Genomic DNA, 15,465 nt, shown 5'->3' with positions numbered 1-15,465 from the left:
TAGGATGGAAAAAAGAGAGATTTTGATCATCGGCGCAGGACCGGCAGGTCTGGCAGCCTCCATCGAGGCGGCGCAGACAGGCGCGCAGGTTCTCCTTATAGATGAAAATGACACTCCGGGCGGTCAGCTTTTCAAGCAGATACATAAGTTCTTCGGATCCTCGAAGCATAAGGCCGGAACGAGAGGTATTAATATAGGAAAGCAGATGCTGGAGCAGACCAAAGAAGTAGGCGTGGAGCTGTGGCTGAACACTACAGCAGTCGGCACCGTCGGTGATAAGCAGGTTGCTCTGGTACGGAAGAAAGAAGACGGAACCTCAGAAACCGTAGTAGTAGAGGCGGAAGAGATTCTGGTAGCCTGCGGCGGAGCGGAGAACGCGGTTAACTTTGAAGGCTGGACCCTTCCGGGCGTCATGGGAGCCGGAGCAGCACAGACCATGGTTAATGTAAGACGCGTGCTGCCGGGAAAGAAAATCCTGATGGTAGGATCCGGAAATGTGGGACTGATTGTAAGCTATCAGCTGATGCAGGCGGGAGCCAATGTGGTAGGTATCGTAGAGGCAGCGCCGAAGATTGGCGGCTACTGTGTCCATGCGGGAAAAATCCGCAGAGCGGGCGTTCCGGTCTACCTGTCCCACACCGTACTGCATGCGGATCCGGATGAGAACGGAGAGGTCAAGGATGCAGTTATCGTTCAGTTGGACGATCATTTCCAGCCCATCGCGGGAACCGAGAAGAAGATTGACTGTGATACCATCTGTATCGCCACGGGTTTAAGACCTCAGATTAAAATCAGCACCCTGCTTGGCGTAAAGAACGGCTTTATCCCGGAGCTGGGAGGCTGGATGCCGATTCACGACGAGAACATGGAGACCAATGTACATGGTATCTTCGTAGCAGGCGATACGGCAGGCGTAGAAGAGGCAAGTACAGCCATGGACGAGGGACGTCTGGCAGGCGTATCCATGGCACATCAGCTGGGTCACTTAAGCGACGCGGAAGCAGCTGACAGGAAGAAAGAAATCGTAGAACGACTGGAAGCGCTGCGCCTTGGACCCTTCGGTGAGAGACGTCAGAACGCAAAGAACAGAATTGTTGCGGAGGGCAAAAAACATGAGTGATATTACAAAAGTAGGTTTTTTAAATTCCGCTGAATTAAAAGAGGCGGGAAGATATCCGTCAGAGGAGCGGCTGAAAAAGGGACCGGTGGCAGTGATCGAATGCTGCCAGAACATTCCCTGCAATCCTTGTGAGACGGCCTGTAAGTTCGGAGCCATTACGGTAGGCGATCTGATTACCAATCTTCCGGTGCTGGATGAAAGCAAATGTGTAGGCTGCGGTGTCTGCCTGACTAAATGTCCCGGACTTGCTATTTTCGTAGTAGATAAGTCGAAGGATATGGCGACCGTAAGCTTCCCGTTCGAATACCTGCCCTTGCCGGAAAAAGGCGATATCGTGAAGGCAGTAGACCGGGCCGGTCAGTATGTATGCGACGCAAAGGTAGTAAGAATCAATAATGCGAAGGCCAATGACTGTACACCGATTGTCACCATCGAGGTTCCTAAAGAGGTCAGCGACGACGTAAGAAGCATGCGCCGGCTGAATCTGACGGACGAAGACACCAGAGCAAAGCTTCTGGAGAGAGATGATTGGACCAATGTACCGGACGATTTGATTGTATGCCGCTGTGAAGAGGTGACCGTAGGCGATATTAAAAAAGCCATCGCCGAGGGCGCAAAGACAGTGGAAGGAATCAAAAAGCGTACCCGCGCCGGAATGGGACTCTGCCAGGGCAGAACCTGTTCCAAGCTGGTATCCCGGATTCTGGGCAGCGAGCTGGGAATCAAGCCCAATGAGATTGAACCTGATCGCGTGCGTATGCCGATTAAGCCGGTAGCATTCGGTGTGTATAAGGAGTGAAACGATGAGTAAAAGTGTAGATGCAGTGGTAATAGGCGGAGGAATCGTAGGGCTTTCCAATGCGTATTGGCTTGCAAAGCGTGGCCTCAGCGTAGTTCTCATCGAAAAAGGAGACCTTGTAGCAGGCACGTCAGCAAGATGCGACGGAAATAATTATATCTGTGATACAGCTCCGGGTGAAGTCACACATACCATGAAGCTCGCGGTAAGCGAGGTAGAGAACCTGGTAAAAAATGAGCTGGACGCAGACGTGGATTGGATTGAAAATGGAATGTTTACCCTGGCTGAGGACGAAGAGCAGTTCGAGCAGGCCAAGAAGCAGTGCGCGGAGAAGCAGGCAGACGGCATCGCCTGCCGAATGGTAGACAGCAGAGAGCTTCACGAGGCGGAGCCGAATCTGGCCCCGGATATCTATGGAGCCATCGAATTTACCGAGGGCGGTTCCCTGAACCCGATGCTGTTTGGTTTCGCCCTGGGCGAGAAGGTAGAGAAGCTGGGCGGAGAGCTGATGCGCTTTACCAGAGTCCTTGGAATTGAGCTGAATCCGGACGGTTCCGTAGGAAAGGTCCTGACAGACAAGGGTGATATCCTTACTAAGTATGTCATCGACGCGGCTGGCGTATGGTCACCGGAAATCGGTAAGATGGTAGGCGTGGACATTCCTGTCACCAAGATGAAGGGCGATATCCTGGTAGCCGAGTCGGATGTGAGAGTATCCAACCGCTATGTATGCGAGATTGGCTACAACTTCCTGAGAAATGATATGGAGCTTTCCGGCGACGACGCTATCCGTCAGAAATACGGAATCGGCTTTCTGACAGAGCCCACGGGCGCGCAGAACGCGCTGATCGGCTTCAGTAAATACCCGGCGGAGGATACAAAGACCAACTTCGAGGTAACCCGGGCCATGGCAAAGCGCGCTATCCGGTTCTACCCGATGATTGCGGATGTCAATATCATCCATACCTACGCAGGCTTACGTCCCTGGTCACCGGACCACGAGCCGATTATCTCAAAAACTAATGTTCCGGGCTTCTATGTCTGCTCCGGTCACTGCGGAAGCGGTATCGCATACGGACCGCTATCAGGAAAGCTGATTATGCAGATGATTCTGGGCGAACAGACAGATGTGAAAATGGACAGATACGATCTGTACCGGTTTAAGTAAAAACAAAAAATGTATAGGAGGGTAAGAATATGGCTTATTTCAATCTTGAGGAAACAAAACGCAGAGTAGAGAAGGTAAAAGGAATCCTTCGGGAGAAAAATCTGGACTGCGCAATCATTTACTATGATGAACTGAACGTGGCAGACGGCTGGTACCTGACCGGCTGGTGTCCGCAGTTTGAGAAGGAAGCGGTTATGGTATTTGCCAATGAGGCAGATCCAATTCTTCTCGGCGGACCGGAATCCGCGCCCTTCGCAAAATACGCAAGCGCGATTACCGAGAATTACTGCTTCAAGCCCTTTATGGTTCCCGAGGAGGAGTATCCGAACGCAACCATCATCGGTTTTGACGACCTGAACAAGATTCTGCAGGACAAGGGAATCCACATCAAGAGAATCGGTATCGTAGGCTCCTTCTACTTCCCGCATTCCATCTATGTACTGCTGCAGGAAGGCTTCAAGGGCGCAGAGTTCGTAGATATCACAGACGAGTACGATTACCTGCGTTACTTCAAGAGCCCCTGGGAGGTTCAGAATATCCGTACCGCTTTCGGTATGACCTATGAAGCTCTGAAAGCCATGGAAGCAAAGGTAAAACCGGGCGCTACTGAGATCGAGGTTGCGGCAGCAGGAGAGTATGCATGCCGTTCCAGAAATGCCAACAACTTTGCGTTCCAGACCATGGTTGGTTCCGGTATCATGAGCAACGCAGTGGCACCGGTAGCTTCCAACACACCGATGAAGGCCGGCGATATGGTTATGGTAGGTATCGCGCCCAGATATAATGGCTATGCAGGCGTTATGGGCGACACCCTTCCGGTATCCGGCGAATATACCCAGGAGCAGAAGGACTGCATCAATGTCATCCGCGAGGTATTCCGCAAGACCCGTGACGCTCTGAAGCCGGGCGAGACAGGCAAGACCCTGGATCCGATCGGAGCAAAGATTTACGAGAAGCATGACTGGACCAAATACATTGTGTGCCCGTTCGTTCACGGCCTGGGCTTGATGGAAGCAGAGAGACCGTTCTTCGGACCCAACGGAACCGACGTCCTGCAGCCGGGCTCCATCGTATCCATCGATATCAGTATCTTCGGTCATCCGAAGCATCACGGCGTCCGTGTTGAGACCGGCTACCTGATCACAGAGACAGGTTACGAGCCGCTGTCACCGGAGATGGACGCAAGACTTGAGAAGGAAGTATAAATTTATTTTTAGAAATCAGAGGAGAATAAGACCATGAATGCAATGCTTGAGAGATTAAAAACTGTAACACCGGCTGTACTTTCCGCATGGAATGAGGATGGCAGCTTTGATGAGAAATCCTACCGGGCTCTGGTACACAGATGTGTAGAAGCAGGCATGGAGAGCCTCTTCATCCTGGGCTATACCGGCGAGGTAAAATACATTCCGAGAGAAGAGAGAAAGAAAATCACCGCGGCAACCCGCGCTGAGGCTCCGGACGCTCTCATCGTGGCAGGCTGCGTAGGCTCCTGCATCGACGATATTCTGGTGTACATCCAGGATGCCAAGGATGCTGGCGCTGATATGGCTCTGGTTACACCGACCGAGTTCTTCTCCCTGCGTGATTATGAGCTGGAGAGCTTTTTCGAGGATCTGAACGCGAAGACCGCTCTGCCCATCATGATTTACAACTGCCCGGAGAATCCGCACCACTGCAGCGGCGAGATGCTGAACCGTCTGGCGAAGCTGCCGAACATCCAGGCTCTGAAGCAGTCCACCACCACCGACAAGATTCAGAGAATCATGAACAAGATGGACAAGGATCTGGACTTCATCATGGTATCCGGCGACGAATTCGAGTTCTTCCCGGCTATCTGCCTGGGCGTACAGGGCTTCATCATGGGAGCGCCGGGCAATATCACCCCGAAGCTTTGCCTGGAGATGTTCAACGACTACAACGCAGGAAAATTCGAGGAGTGCAGAGAGAAATATATGAAGTTTGCGGACTTCTACGATGAACTGTTCTTCTGTGTAGACAAGGATGTTATCGCTATCACCAAGGCTACCATGGAGCTGGCAGGCACCTGCAAGCGTTGGATGAAGAGACCCACCGCAAGCGTAACAGACGAAGAGATGGAAGTTATCAAGGATGTATTAAAGAGACATAACATTACTCTTTAAGTAAAGGTTTTGTTTGATGAAAGTGCCCGGCCCGTGCCTTAGAAGGACACAGACCGGGCATTTTGTCTATTTACTTTAATTGGAACAGATAATTTAGACAGGTACTTTCGGAACAGCAGGAGGACTCTATGAGAAATCATATCGACTACGATCGCGTGGAATTTGAAAAATGCATGCGCGGAGAAATGTACAACACGACCTTTCGCGGGCGCGACGAGCTGGTGACCGCAGCCCTGATGCTCTGCCAGGAATACAACCGGATTCCGGCCAATGACAAGAAGCGCCGGGAAGAGTTGGTGAGGGAGCTGTTCGGAAAGGTGGGAAAGAATCCGGATGTGGAGCCTAATGTGTTCTGCGGCTTCGGATTCAATGTAGAAGTGGGGGATAATTTCTTCGCCAACAACGGCTGCAATTTCGTGGACCCGGCGAAGATTACCTTTGGAAATAATGTATTTATCGGCCCGGACTGCGGCTTTTATACAGCGCATCATCCCATTGACATGGAGCTTCGAAATCAGCTCTATGAGTGGGCGTTCCCGATCAGCGTAGGCGACAATGTCTGGTTCGGCGGGGGATGCCGGGTGGTCCCGGGCGTGACTATCGGAAGCAATGTGGTCATCGGCGCAGGCAGCGTGGTGACTCATGATATCCCGGATAACTGTATCGCGGCAGGCAATCCCTGTCGGGTTATTCGGTACATAGATGAACATGGAAAAACCGTTCAAAAGGAGGATAAGAGTATGGATTACGGAAAGAAAGTGTGGATTTTTGCAGACGGCGATATGCCGCCCCAGGGAGACGAGGAGCCCTTCGGACATGAGGCACTGACTATCACCAACTGCACCGATGTGGACGCGGAGGTAAAGGTGACGGTGCTGTTCACCGACCGGGAGCCGGATCAGATGGTGCTCCGGGTGGGCGGCAGAAGAGTGAACTGCTTCCGTCTGGACTATCCGGTGGGCGACGAGAACTATCTGATTCCCAAGGGACAGTATTCTCTGATTCTGGAGAGCAATACGCCGGTTGTCGCAGTTCTGGGACGTCTGGATCGCAGAAAAGATTTCGCGTACTACGAGATGGACGGATTCTGCATGTAAATAAATTCCAGGGAGGTATCCGATGAAATACTATCTTGGTTTGGATAACGGCGGAACCGCTACCAAGGCGGCTGTATTTGATGAAAACGGAAGAGAAGTGGCTGTGGCCGGAATGGACACGGCCATGCTGGTTCCGAAGCCCGGCTTTACGGAGCGGGATATGGAGGAAATGTGGGAGGCCAACTGTCAGGTGATCCGGCGCGCCCTGGAAAAGGCGGGCGTTACCGGGGAAGACATTGCCTGCGTGGCGGTCTGCGGCCACGGCAAAGGTCTGTATCTGTGGGGCAAGGACGGACGTCCCGTCCGGAACGGCATCATTTCCACCGATAACCGTGCCTGGCGGTATCCGAAAAAATGGAAAGAGGACGGCACGGAGGAGAAGGTATTCGCCCTCTCCTGCCAGCACATCCTGAGCAGTCAGCCGGTTTCTTTATTGGCGTGGCTGAAGGAACATGAGCCGGAAACGATAGAGAAAACCCGGTGGGTATTTGCCTGTAAGGATTATGTGCGCTTCCGGCTGACAGGAGAGGCGTACGCGGAACGGACGGATTATTCCGGCTGCAATCTGGTGAATCTCCATACGGGGGAATATGATCCGGAATTAGTAAAACTATTCGGACTTTCGGAAATCTTAGACAAACTTCCGCCCCTGAAGTATTCCACTGACATCTGCGGCAGAATTACGGAAGAAGCGGCGAAAAAGACCGGACTGAAGGCCGGGACGCCAGTGGCGGGAGGCGCTTTCGACATCGACGCCTGCGCGCTGGCTGTGGGAATCACCGATGAAGAGCGGGTGTGCATGATTGCCGGAACCTGGAGTATCAACGAGTATATCCGGAAGACTCCGGTGACCGACGGCAGCGTCATGATGAATTCCTTCTTCTGTCTGCCGGATTATTATCTGGTGGAGGAGTGCAGTCCCACTTCAGCCGGGAATAACGAGTGGTTTATGAAAAACCTGCTTCCGGAGCTCCGGGAGGAGTGTAAGAAGACCGGAAAGAATATCTATGAACAGATGAACGAGTGGGTGGGAGAGATTCCTGCAGAGGAGTTCTGCCCCATCTATCTGCCCTTCCTGATGGCAAGCAATGTACACCCGAACGCTTTGGGAAGCTTCGTGGGAATCAGCAATTTCCACACAAGAAAGCATCTTCTGCGGAGCGTTTATGAGGGCGTGGCCTTCAGCCACCGCTACCATCTGGAGAAGCTTCTCGCGACCCGCACGGAACAGCCGAAATCTATCCGCCTGGCAGGCGGTGCGGCCCGCTCGCCCATGTGGACTCAGATGTTCGCGGATGTGATGAAGCTTCCGGTGGAGGGTGTGGAGGTCAGCGAGACCGGAGCCTTCGGCTGCGCGGTCCTGGCCGCTGTAGCCAATGGAGACGCTTCCGATGCAAAGGAAGCCGCGGATAAGATGTGCCGCATCTTACCGAAGGTAGAACCCGACCCGGCGCGGTCCGCCGTATATGATGAAAAGTATCGACTGTACTGCCAGACGATCGAAGCTCTGGATGGGGTATGGGATTCGGTACAGGGGTATCGGGACAGACATTGATGATTATTTACGTCAGGTAAATATCTATAAAAAACGCTATTCTTGAAATTCGTTTTATGTTGTGATTGGGAAACGAAGGAGGTATGAGTTAGTGAGTTATGCAGGAAAAGCTTTATCAGGAGCAGGACTATATTTTGTCATTGCAATTGTAATTGTGTATTTGTGTTTTTGTTTGTGGATTGGAGCACGTTCAGATAAGAAGACCGAGACGGTAAAGGAGTACTTTATCGCGAATAAGAGTATTGGAATGTTCTTCCTCTTCTTCACCTGTTGGGGTTCCTTCTGTGGAGCCGGTAACTTCATTGGATTCGCGGGAAGCGCGGCACAGAACGGTATCGATGCATACTGGGCCTATCTGGGAGACGCTGTATTGGGGTATGTGGTATTCTCCTGGCTGATCGCGCCGCATCTGGCGAAATTTGATTACTTTACGATGCCGCAGTATATCGCGCATCGTCTCTGCGGAAATGATACTTACGTAAGAAGAATCGGCGGTCTGGCAGCAGCGCTGTGCAACATCGCCATTTCCGGTATCCAGATGAGAGGTTTGGCATATCTGTTGAATTCTTTCTGCGGATTGAATTATTATCTGTCCCTGTTCGTAGCGGCAGGCGTACTGATTGTGTATACCGCCATGGGAGGCATGTCGGCAGTGGTACAGACAGACGCTATCCAGGGTATCTTACAGGTTATCGGAACAGTATTAATGATTTGCTTCGGCGTAGGCCTGATGCACTGTGATATCGGCTGGCTGACCTCTTCCTTAAGAGAGGTGGATGCAAGTCTGGTTACACCCTTTGGTCATCTGTCCGTAAGAGCATGTATTTCCGCATTCCTGACCGGATTTTTCGGAGACCTGTGTAATCCGATCATGTGGAACCGCGCGTTTATCGCGAAGGATTCCAAGACTGCGTCCAAGTGCTTTAAGATCGCGACCATTCTGGGTATCGTATCCACCGGTATTATCATGACCTTCGGTCTGGTAGCCAAGGTGTACAATCCGGAAGTGGCAGATCAGGCGACCTACTGGCTGGTATTGAATAAGATGCCATACTTCATGGTTCCGCTGATGACCCTGTGCTTCATGGGCGCTATCATGTCCACAGCAGATACCCATCTGAACGCAGGTGTGGCGAATGTGGTCTGTGACGTCATCGATCCGGAAGAAAAGATGAGCGTAGAGAAGACTCTGAAGGTGTCCAAGGCTGCCTGCTATATCTGCGGCGGCATTGGTCTTCTGGGAGCGGCTGTATTCCCCAGCATTCTGACCCTGTCCTTCTTTGGTCTGACCGTAGCGGGCGCTACCGTATTCCCGATATTTGTTATCGGAAATCTGAAGCGGGATAAGAATGATAAGGAATTCCGTTCCAACTTAAGCATTCATGCAGTCCGTATCGGTATGACTGTTGGCGCAGCTGTAGCTGTTCTGTTCGATCTGGTTCCGTCTCTCTCTGCTATCGCAGGTGGCGGTATCCTTCCGGGACTGGTTTGTACAACGGTGGTGACTCTTATTTGCAATCAGATCTTTAAGCCGGAGTATCCGATTGGAGGTACTGAGACAGTAGCAAATTATGAGAACCATATGGTTGAATAATTAAAAATTGAAAAAGAATAGCGTTTTGAACCACGGGGGCCGATGCGGTGTGAAGAGCACGCGTGTCGGCCCTTTTTGTTACGAAGTATCCGTAAGGAGCTTCCGATGGCAGGTCCTGTAGGTAACAAAAACAGGCAAATCAAAAAGGAGGAAAAGGTATGAGTTTTGAAGGAAAAGTTGTAGCAATTACAGGCGGCGGCGTAGGTATGGGACGTGAAGCAGCCATTCTGTATGCAAAGCAGGGGGCCAAAGTGGTAGTGAATTCCCTTTCCGATTCCGGTGCGGAGACCGTGCGTCTGTGTAAGGAAACAGGTGGCGAGGCAATCTTCGTACAGGGAAATGTGGCGGAAGAGGCATTGTGTAAGAAGATCATTGACACGGCCATCGAGAAATATGGAAAACTGGATATTCTTGTAACCTGCGCCGGTGTGGTTCGACCGGGAAGTGTAGACCAGTTGGAAGAGGCCACCATCGATGAGGTGCTGGCAGTCAACGTAAAGGGTGTATTTTTTGTATCCAAGTATGCAGTTCAGTATATGAAGGAACATGGCGGCGGCTCCATCGTCCATGTGGCCAGCGCCTGCTGCCTCTATGGTGTAAAGAATCGGAGCATCTATACGGCTTCCAAGGGTGCTATTGTAGCGCTGACCCGCGCCATGGCCATGGATCACGCGGCACAGAATATCCGTGTCAATGCCATCTGTCCGGGCGCGACCGTATCACCGTCCATGGAGCAGAGATTCCGGGATTCCGGCGATCCGGAAGGTATGCGTGCAAGCTTTATCGCGGCGCACCCGGTAGGAAGACTGGCACAGCCCATCGAGATGGCGTACGGTATCCTGTACGCGTCTAGTGATGAAGCATCCTTCATGACGGGCGTAGCGCTTCCCATCGACGGCGGCGTTTCACTGTAAGGAGGGCGCTTTATGGATAAAACACAGATTGCAATCAATACGGAGTCCTTTCTGGATTATCTGGATAACGATGCGGATATCCGAAAAGCGCTGCAGGCCGTGAAAGAGATCGGATATGAATCCGTGGAGCTGTGGCATGTGAAGGGGCCGGAGCACCAGGCTCCCTGGCGGCCATTTCTTGACGAGGCGGGACTTCGCTGCTGCGCAATCCATGAACTGTATGAAGAAGTGATGGAACATATCGACGGCACCATTGCGAAAGCGAAAGATGTGGGAGCCGGGATTCTGGCCATCGGGAGATCCCGGGATACAGACTGGGAGGACGAGGCGTCCATCCGGAAGCTGGCGGAAGGCCTGAATGAGCTGGGAAGAAAATGCCAGACAGAAGGTATCCAGGTGCTGTATCATAACCATAATACAGAATTTTCCAGATTTGGAGACAAGACCGGGCTGGACTTGCTGTTTGAACTGACCGACCCGGAACTGGTGGGCAGCGAGCTGGACGTTTACTGGGTGCAGTTAAGCGGCGCGGATCCGGTGAAATGGTGTAAAAAACTGGACGGACGCCTGAAGATCATACACCTGAAGGATATCGGTGTGGTCTTAAATACGCCGGACAGCTTTATCAAGCGGCCGGTGTGCAGAGCCGTGGGCAGCGGCAATATGGAGACGACGTCCATCGTGGAGGCAGCGCAGGAGTCAGGCTGCCGGATTTTCGCCATCGAGACCTGTACCGACTGGGTGGACAACGATTCCATCCGGTGTGCGCGGGAAAGTTATCAGTATCTGGAACAGTTGTAGAAACGAGGTGAGAGACAGGCATGAATGCGGCAAAAGTATATCAAACCATCGACACTCATACAGAGGGTCAGATGACGCGGCATGTGGTGGGCGGAATTCCTTATATTCCGGGCAGTACCATGAGCGAAAAAATGCTGTATATGAAGGAAAATGAGGACTGGTTCCGAACCTTTATGACCTGTGAACCCCGGGGAGCAAAGCACTGGGCGGCGACGATTCTGACGTCGCCCTGCACCCCCGGAACGGACGTGGGCGTGCTGTATTATGAACCGCTGGGCTGGCTGCCCATGTGCGGACACGATACCATAGGCGTGGGTGCGGTCCTGGTGGAGACGGGCATAGTGAAGGTGGAAGAGCCTTATACCTACGCCAATCTGGATACGCCTGCAGGCGTAATCCGGTTGAAAATCCGTGTGGAAAACGGGAAAGCGAAAGAAGTGTCATTTACCAATGCTCCGGCTTTTGTGCTGATCGAGGATGCGGAAATCGAGACAAAAGAATATGGAAAGGTCATCGTAAATATCTGCTACGGTGGCAATTTCTACGCCATCGTTCCGGCAAGTTATGTGGGACTTGACATCTGCCCGGAAAACTATAACCGGTTGATTGAGGCAGGTAATATTCTGAAGGCCTATATCAACGATCAGCTGGAGGTGGTGCATCCGGAGAAGTCCTTTATCCGGAGCGTCAGTCATGTGCAGTTCACGGGACCGCCGAAGAATCCCAAGGCCTATTCCCAGAATGCGGTGATTTGCACGCCAGGCGGCATCGATCGGTCTCCCTGCGGAACCGGAACCTCGGCCAGATGCGCCCTGCTTTATAAGAAGGGTGAAATCGGCTTACATAAGCCCTTTTACCATGAAAGTATCGTGGGCGCGCTCTTCAAGTGTCAGGCGGTGGCCGAGGCGGACGTGGGCGGCGTAAAGGGCATCGTGCCGGAGGTGACGGGCAGGGCCTATATTATGAGTATGTCCACCGTGGTGTTAGATCCGGAGGATCCATTTAAAGAAGGTTTCCTTCTGGGATAGCTTCTCAGATAGAGTAGGAGGAAAAATGGACAGCTACAGAAAACAGATTTATGAGTGGTGCAGGATTCCGGCGGAGGAGTTGGAGATCCACCCGGACAGAAAGATACCATTTCGTATGGTAGAGGATTCCAAGGCCATGGGACTTCTGATGGCGGAGGAGCTGGTAGAAGAAATCGAAAAGAGTAATCAGGCCGGAAAGGAATTCCGGGTAATCATTCCCTGCGGCCCCAGCTGCTGGTATGCGGACTGGGTGCGGCTGGTCAATGAAAGACGGGTGTCCTTAAAGCACGTGACCGTCTTCCATATGGACGAGTGTCTGGACTGGGAAGGAAAGCTGCTTCCGAAAAATCATCCGTATAATTTCCGGACCTTTATGGAGGAACATTTCTACGGCGGGATTCCGGAGGAGCTGAATGTGCCCGTAGAGCGGCGCTTCTTCCTGTCGCCGGAGACCATGGACCGGGTAAAAGAAGAGATCTGGAAGGCTCCCATCGATTATACATTGGGCGGTTGGGGACAGGATGGTCATATCGCCTACAACCAGGCAAAGCGTATGCCTTATATGAAGGTGACGCTGGAAATGCTGCGTAATTCCACGATCCATATGCAGTACAATAACGACGACACAATTCTGGCACTGGCAAACCGGACGCTTGGCACAGCCTATCAGTTCGTGCCGCCCATGTCGGTGACCCTGGGAATCAAGGAGTGTATGTCGGCGAAGAAGGTGCGGCTGTTTAGCGATACGGGCGCATGGAAAATGACAGCTCTTCGTGTGGCGCTCTTTTCTGAACCGGACGCGGAATATCCCATGACGCTTCTGCAGGAGCATCCGGACGCGCTTTTGACAGCCACCCGGAATACGGCGGAGCATCCCATCAGTCTTCATCCGGAGTGGGAGCTGTAGAGGCCTATGGAAGAAAGAAAGATTAAGAAAATTATCGGAACAGGCGGCATTGGGAAAGGACTCTTTTTTCTGAGTCGGGAAGAAGAAACTCTTGGCAGAAATGAATCCCGGATGGCTGTCTTATCCGATGCGAAAGACTACTGTAAATTACATATTGTATTTCATTATCTCGGATGTCTTCTGACGCCAGGGATCCTGGTCTATCCTATCGGAAAAGTAGGCTGCGATGAGAATGGACGAAGCTGCAAAGAGCAGATGAAGGCAGCAGGGCTGAATGTGAGCTGGGTGAAGGAAAGTCCGGCGCACCCGACCATGCTCAGCATCTGTATCCAGTATCCGGATAAGAGCGGCGGCAATATTACGGCGGACAACAGTGCCTGTCAGGAGGTGGATGCGGAGTATCTGACGGAAGCTGCCAGAGACATTGGCGTCGGACCGGACACCATCGTGGCAGCGCTTCCTGAAGTACCTCTGGAAGGGCGGTTGGCACTGCTGCGATATGGAAAGGAACGGGGCGCGTTTTGCGTGGCGTCCTGCGGAACTGCTGAGATCAAGGAATTTGTCCGGCAGAAGGGGCCGGAAGTTTGCGATTTGCTGGCGCTCAACCAGGAGGAAACGGCGGAACTGGCGGGAATGATGAAGGTTCGGGACGCCTGCGACGCACAGGAGGCCGCGGATCGGATTCAGAAGCGGTATCCCGGGCTGAATCTGTGGCTGACCGTCGGCGCGGAGGGAAGTCTTTTAGCCATCGGCAAAAAGCGGGCGGTCTACGGGCCACTTCCGGGCGTAAAAGTGAAGAATACAGGCGGAGCCGGAGACGCAAGTCTGGCGGGTCTTCTGGCGGGTTATTGCCTGGGGCTGCCCTGGCAGGGTGAGGTGTTTTCCGGGCCGGATGCACATTCCGCTGGAGAGCTGGCGACGCTTTTGGGCGGCATATCCGTGGAGAGCGAGGACAGCATCAATCTGGATATCACACCGGACAGCGTCCGAAGGAGAAGCCGGGAGATTTACGCGCTTAAACGGAAGGAGGGTTGATAGCTGATATGGAAGACGTAATTGTAATCGGAGGAGGCGTCATCGGAACCTCCATTCTGTATCATCTGGCGAAGAAGGGCGTTAAGGGAACATTACTTGAAAAAAAGGAGCTGGCATCCGGAACTTCGGGAAAATGCGATGGCAATATCCAGCGGGGCGATACGAAGTCGGGAATTGATTCGGAATTTGTAAAAATGGGGCAGGAATTATTCCCCCAGATTGCCCGGGAACTTTCGCGTGATATCCAATGGCGGGAAGAGCCCAGCCTGATGGTATTTGAGACCGAAGCGGAAGATGAGGCCGGAAAGCGCTTCGTGGAGGAGCAGAAGAAAAACGGCTTGGATATCCGCTATCTGGATCAGAAGGAGCTACTGGAATGCGAGCCGAATCTGGCGAAAGATCTGGCGGGAGGTTGTCAGTTTGCACATGACGGCAGGGTGAATCCCATGCTTCTGACCATCGGCCTTGCGGAGGAAGCGGGCAGGATGGGAGCCAGGGTAAAAGAAGGCGAAGGAGTCACGGATATCCGGCGTGACGCGGAAACCGGGCTTTATACGGTCACGACGACAGCGGGCGAATATCAGGCTCCGGTGGTCATTAACGCGGCCGGTGTGTGGGCTCCGGAAATCGGCACGTTTCTGGGGATTGACATCCCGATTATTCCGCGACAGGGACAGATTCTGGTGGCGGAAGTGATCGGAACACTGGTCAGCCAGACGGTGACAGAATTCGGTTATATTATGACCAAGTATGCAAAAAAGGATTATAAGCGGAATGTGACGCCGAACATGGAAAAATACGGCGTGGCCATGGTGGTGGAACCCACCGATGCCGGCAATTTCCTGGTAGGAAGCAGCCGACAGTTCCGGGGTTTTGATACAAGAACAGATTTCCTGACTCTGCAGGCCCTGGCCCAGCGGGCGATGCGGTTTTTCCCATGTATCCAGAATATCAATGTGATTCGGAGTTACGCGGGACTGCGGCCCTATACGAAGGATCAACGGGCCATTATTTCGGAGACCGATTTGAAAGGCTTTTATGTGGCGGCCGGTCACGAGGGCGGCGGAATTACCCAATCTCTGATTACCGGCAGGTTGATGGCGGAGATGGTGACGGGGCAGAAGACCTGTATTGATCCGACGCCGTTTGCGCTTGGCAGATTTTATTAGGAGTTTATGAAAAGAAAAATCCCTCTGTTGGAAAACAGAGGGATTCAGACTGTAGACAAAGCTCCTTCCTGTGAGGGAGCTTTTCTTGTGTCATGACTGCAAAAATTATGTACTTACAAGCATATAAGAAGTAG

14 protein-coding genes are annotated in these 15,465 nt (G+C 52.5%); all 14 read left to right on the top strand.

Going from position 1 to position 15,465, the window contains the following annotated elements:
* The first annotated feature begins 4 nt into the window (after positions 1-4).
* The 14 genes from OCV63_RS15845 to OCV63_RS15780 all read left to right on the top strand — a co-directional run bounded on the left by OCV63_RS15845 (position 5) and on the right by OCV63_RS15780 (position 15,331).
* Positions 5-1,120, top strand: coding sequence for an NAD(P)/FAD-dependent oxidoreductase (locus tag OCV63_RS15845; RefSeq protein WP_158365232.1), 1,116 nt, complete (start codon positions 5-7; stop codon positions 1,118-1,120).
* Positions 1,113-1,919 carry a (2Fe-2S)-binding protein gene (locus OCV63_RS17480; protein WP_158365231.1) on the top strand — a complete coding sequence of 269 codons (807 nt, stop codon included), beginning with the start codon at positions 1,113-1,115 and terminating at the stop codon, positions 1,917-1,919. The genes OCV63_RS15845 and OCV63_RS17480 overlap by 8 nt, the downstream gene beginning before the upstream one ends.
* A 4-nt stretch (positions 1,920-1,923) precedes the next feature.
* Positions 1,924-3,087, top strand: coding sequence for an NAD(P)/FAD-dependent oxidoreductase (locus OCV63_RS15835; protein ID WP_158365230.1), 1,164 nt, complete (start codon positions 1,924-1,926; stop codon positions 3,085-3,087).
* Between the two features lie 29 nt (positions 3,088-3,116).
* A complete protein-coding gene (locus OCV63_RS15830; RefSeq protein WP_158365229.1) occupies positions 3,117-4,292 on the top strand; it encodes a M24 family metallopeptidase in 1,176 nt (391 codons plus the stop codon).
* 33 nt (positions 4,293-4,325) lie between these two features.
* A complete protein-coding gene (locus OCV63_RS15825) occupies positions 4,326-5,231 on the top strand; it encodes a dihydrodipicolinate synthase family protein (RefSeq protein WP_158365228.1) in 906 nt (301 codons plus the stop codon).
* A gap of 128 nt (positions 5,232-5,359) precedes the next feature.
* Positions 5,360-6,328 (top strand): sensory rhodopsin transducer, encoded by a 969-nt coding sequence (locus OCV63_RS15820; protein WP_158365227.1) that lies wholly within the window; start codon positions 5,360-5,362, stop codon positions 6,326-6,328.
* A 22-nt stretch (positions 6,329-6,350) separates the two neighbouring features.
* Complete coding sequence (locus tag OCV63_RS15815) at positions 6,351-7,883, top strand: FGGY-family carbohydrate kinase (protein WP_158365226.1); 1,533 nt, start codon at positions 6,351-6,353, stop codon at positions 7,881-7,883.
* A 91-nt stretch (positions 7,884-7,974) separates the two neighbouring features.
* A complete protein-coding gene (locus OCV63_RS15810; protein WP_158365225.1) occupies positions 7,975-9,477 on the top strand; it encodes a sodium:solute symporter family protein in 1,503 nt (500 codons plus the stop codon).
* A gap of 158 nt (positions 9,478-9,635) precedes the next feature.
* The gene (locus OCV63_RS15805; protein WP_158365224.1) at positions 9,636-10,391 is read left to right on the top strand and encodes an SDR family NAD(P)-dependent oxidoreductase; all 756 of its coding nucleotides are present in this window, start codon (positions 9,636-9,638) and stop codon (positions 10,389-10,391) included.
* 12 nt (positions 10,392-10,403) lie between these two features.
* Positions 10,404-11,192: a sugar phosphate isomerase/epimerase family protein gene (locus OCV63_RS15800; protein ID WP_158365223.1), complete on the top strand. Its 789-nt coding sequence runs from the start codon at positions 10,404-10,406 to the stop codon at positions 11,190-11,192.
* A 20-nt stretch (positions 11,193-11,212) separates the two neighbouring features.
* Positions 11,213-12,220, top strand: coding sequence for a proline racemase family protein (locus OCV63_RS15795; RefSeq protein ID WP_158365222.1), 1,008 nt, complete (start codon positions 11,213-11,215; stop codon positions 12,218-12,220).
* 25 nt (positions 12,221-12,245) lie between these two features.
* Positions 12,246-13,127 carry a sugar phosphate isomerase family gene (locus OCV63_RS15790; RefSeq protein ID WP_158365221.1) on the top strand — a complete coding sequence of 294 codons (882 nt, stop codon included), beginning with the start codon at positions 12,246-12,248 and terminating at the stop codon, positions 13,125-13,127.
* Between the two features lie 6 nt (positions 13,128-13,133).
* Positions 13,134-14,162: a carbohydrate kinase family protein gene (locus OCV63_RS15785; RefSeq protein ID WP_158365220.1), complete on the top strand. Its 1,029-nt coding sequence runs from the start codon at positions 13,134-13,136 to the stop codon at positions 14,160-14,162.
* An 8-nt stretch (positions 14,163-14,170) separates the two neighbouring features.
* The gene (locus tag OCV63_RS15780; protein ID WP_158365219.1) at positions 14,171-15,331 is read left to right on the top strand and encodes an NAD(P)/FAD-dependent oxidoreductase; all 1,161 of its coding nucleotides are present in this window, start codon (positions 14,171-14,173) and stop codon (positions 15,329-15,331) included.
* Positions 15,332-15,465 lie beyond the last annotated feature (134 nt).

Source organism: Laedolimicola ammoniilytica, assembly GCF_025567165.1.
GTDB lineage: Bacteria > Bacillota > Clostridia > Lachnospirales > Lachnospiraceae > Laedolimicola > Laedolimicola ammoniilytica.
This window is presented reverse-complemented; position numbering and strand designations above follow the sequence as displayed.

Excerpts from the sequence above, each read along its gene's own strand:
- OCV63_RS15845 (WP_158365232.1), top strand. The coding sequence starts at position 5 with ATGGAAAAAAGAGAGATTTTGATCATCGGCGCAGGACCGGCAGGTCTG.
- OCV63_RS15795 (WP_158365222.1), top strand. The coding sequence starts at position 11,213 with ATGAATGCGGCAAAAGTATATCAAACCATCGACACTCATACAGAGGGT.
- OCV63_RS15790 (WP_158365221.1), top strand. The coding sequence starts at position 12,246 with ATGGACAGCTACAGAAAACAGATTTATGAGTGGTGCAGGATTCCGGCG.
- OCV63_RS15825 (WP_158365228.1), top strand. The coding sequence starts at position 4,326 with ATGAATGCAATGCTTGAGAGATTAAAAACTGTAACACCGGCTGTACTT.
- OCV63_RS15805 (WP_158365224.1), top strand. The coding sequence starts at position 9,636 with ATGAGTTTTGAAGGAAAAGTTGTAGCAATTACAGGCGGCGGCGTAGGT.
- OCV63_RS15785 (WP_158365220.1), top strand. The coding sequence starts at position 13,134 with ATGGAAGAAAGAAAGATTAAGAAAATTATCGGAACAGGCGGCATTGGG.
- OCV63_RS15815 (WP_158365226.1), top strand. The coding sequence starts at position 6,351 with ATGAAATACTATCTTGGTTTGGATAACGGCGGAACCGCTACCAAGGCG.
- OCV63_RS15820 (WP_158365227.1), top strand. The coding sequence starts at position 5,360 with ATGAGAAATCATATCGACTACGATCGCGTGGAATTTGAAAAATGCATG.
- OCV63_RS15780 (WP_158365219.1), top strand. The coding sequence starts at position 14,171 with ATGGAAGACGTAATTGTAATCGGAGGAGGCGTCATCGGAACCTCCATT.
- OCV63_RS15800 (WP_158365223.1), top strand. The coding sequence starts at position 10,404 with ATGGATAAAACACAGATTGCAATCAATACGGAGTCCTTTCTGGATTAT.
- OCV63_RS15830 (WP_158365229.1), top strand. The coding sequence starts at position 3,117 with ATGGCTTATTTCAATCTTGAGGAAACAAAACGCAGAGTAGAGAAGGTA.
- OCV63_RS17480 (WP_158365231.1), top strand. The coding sequence starts at position 1,113 with ATGAGTGATATTACAAAAGTAGGTTTTTTAAATTCCGCTGAATTAAAA.
- OCV63_RS15835 (WP_158365230.1), top strand. The coding sequence starts at position 1,924 with ATGAGTAAAAGTGTAGATGCAGTGGTAATAGGCGGAGGAATCGTAGGG.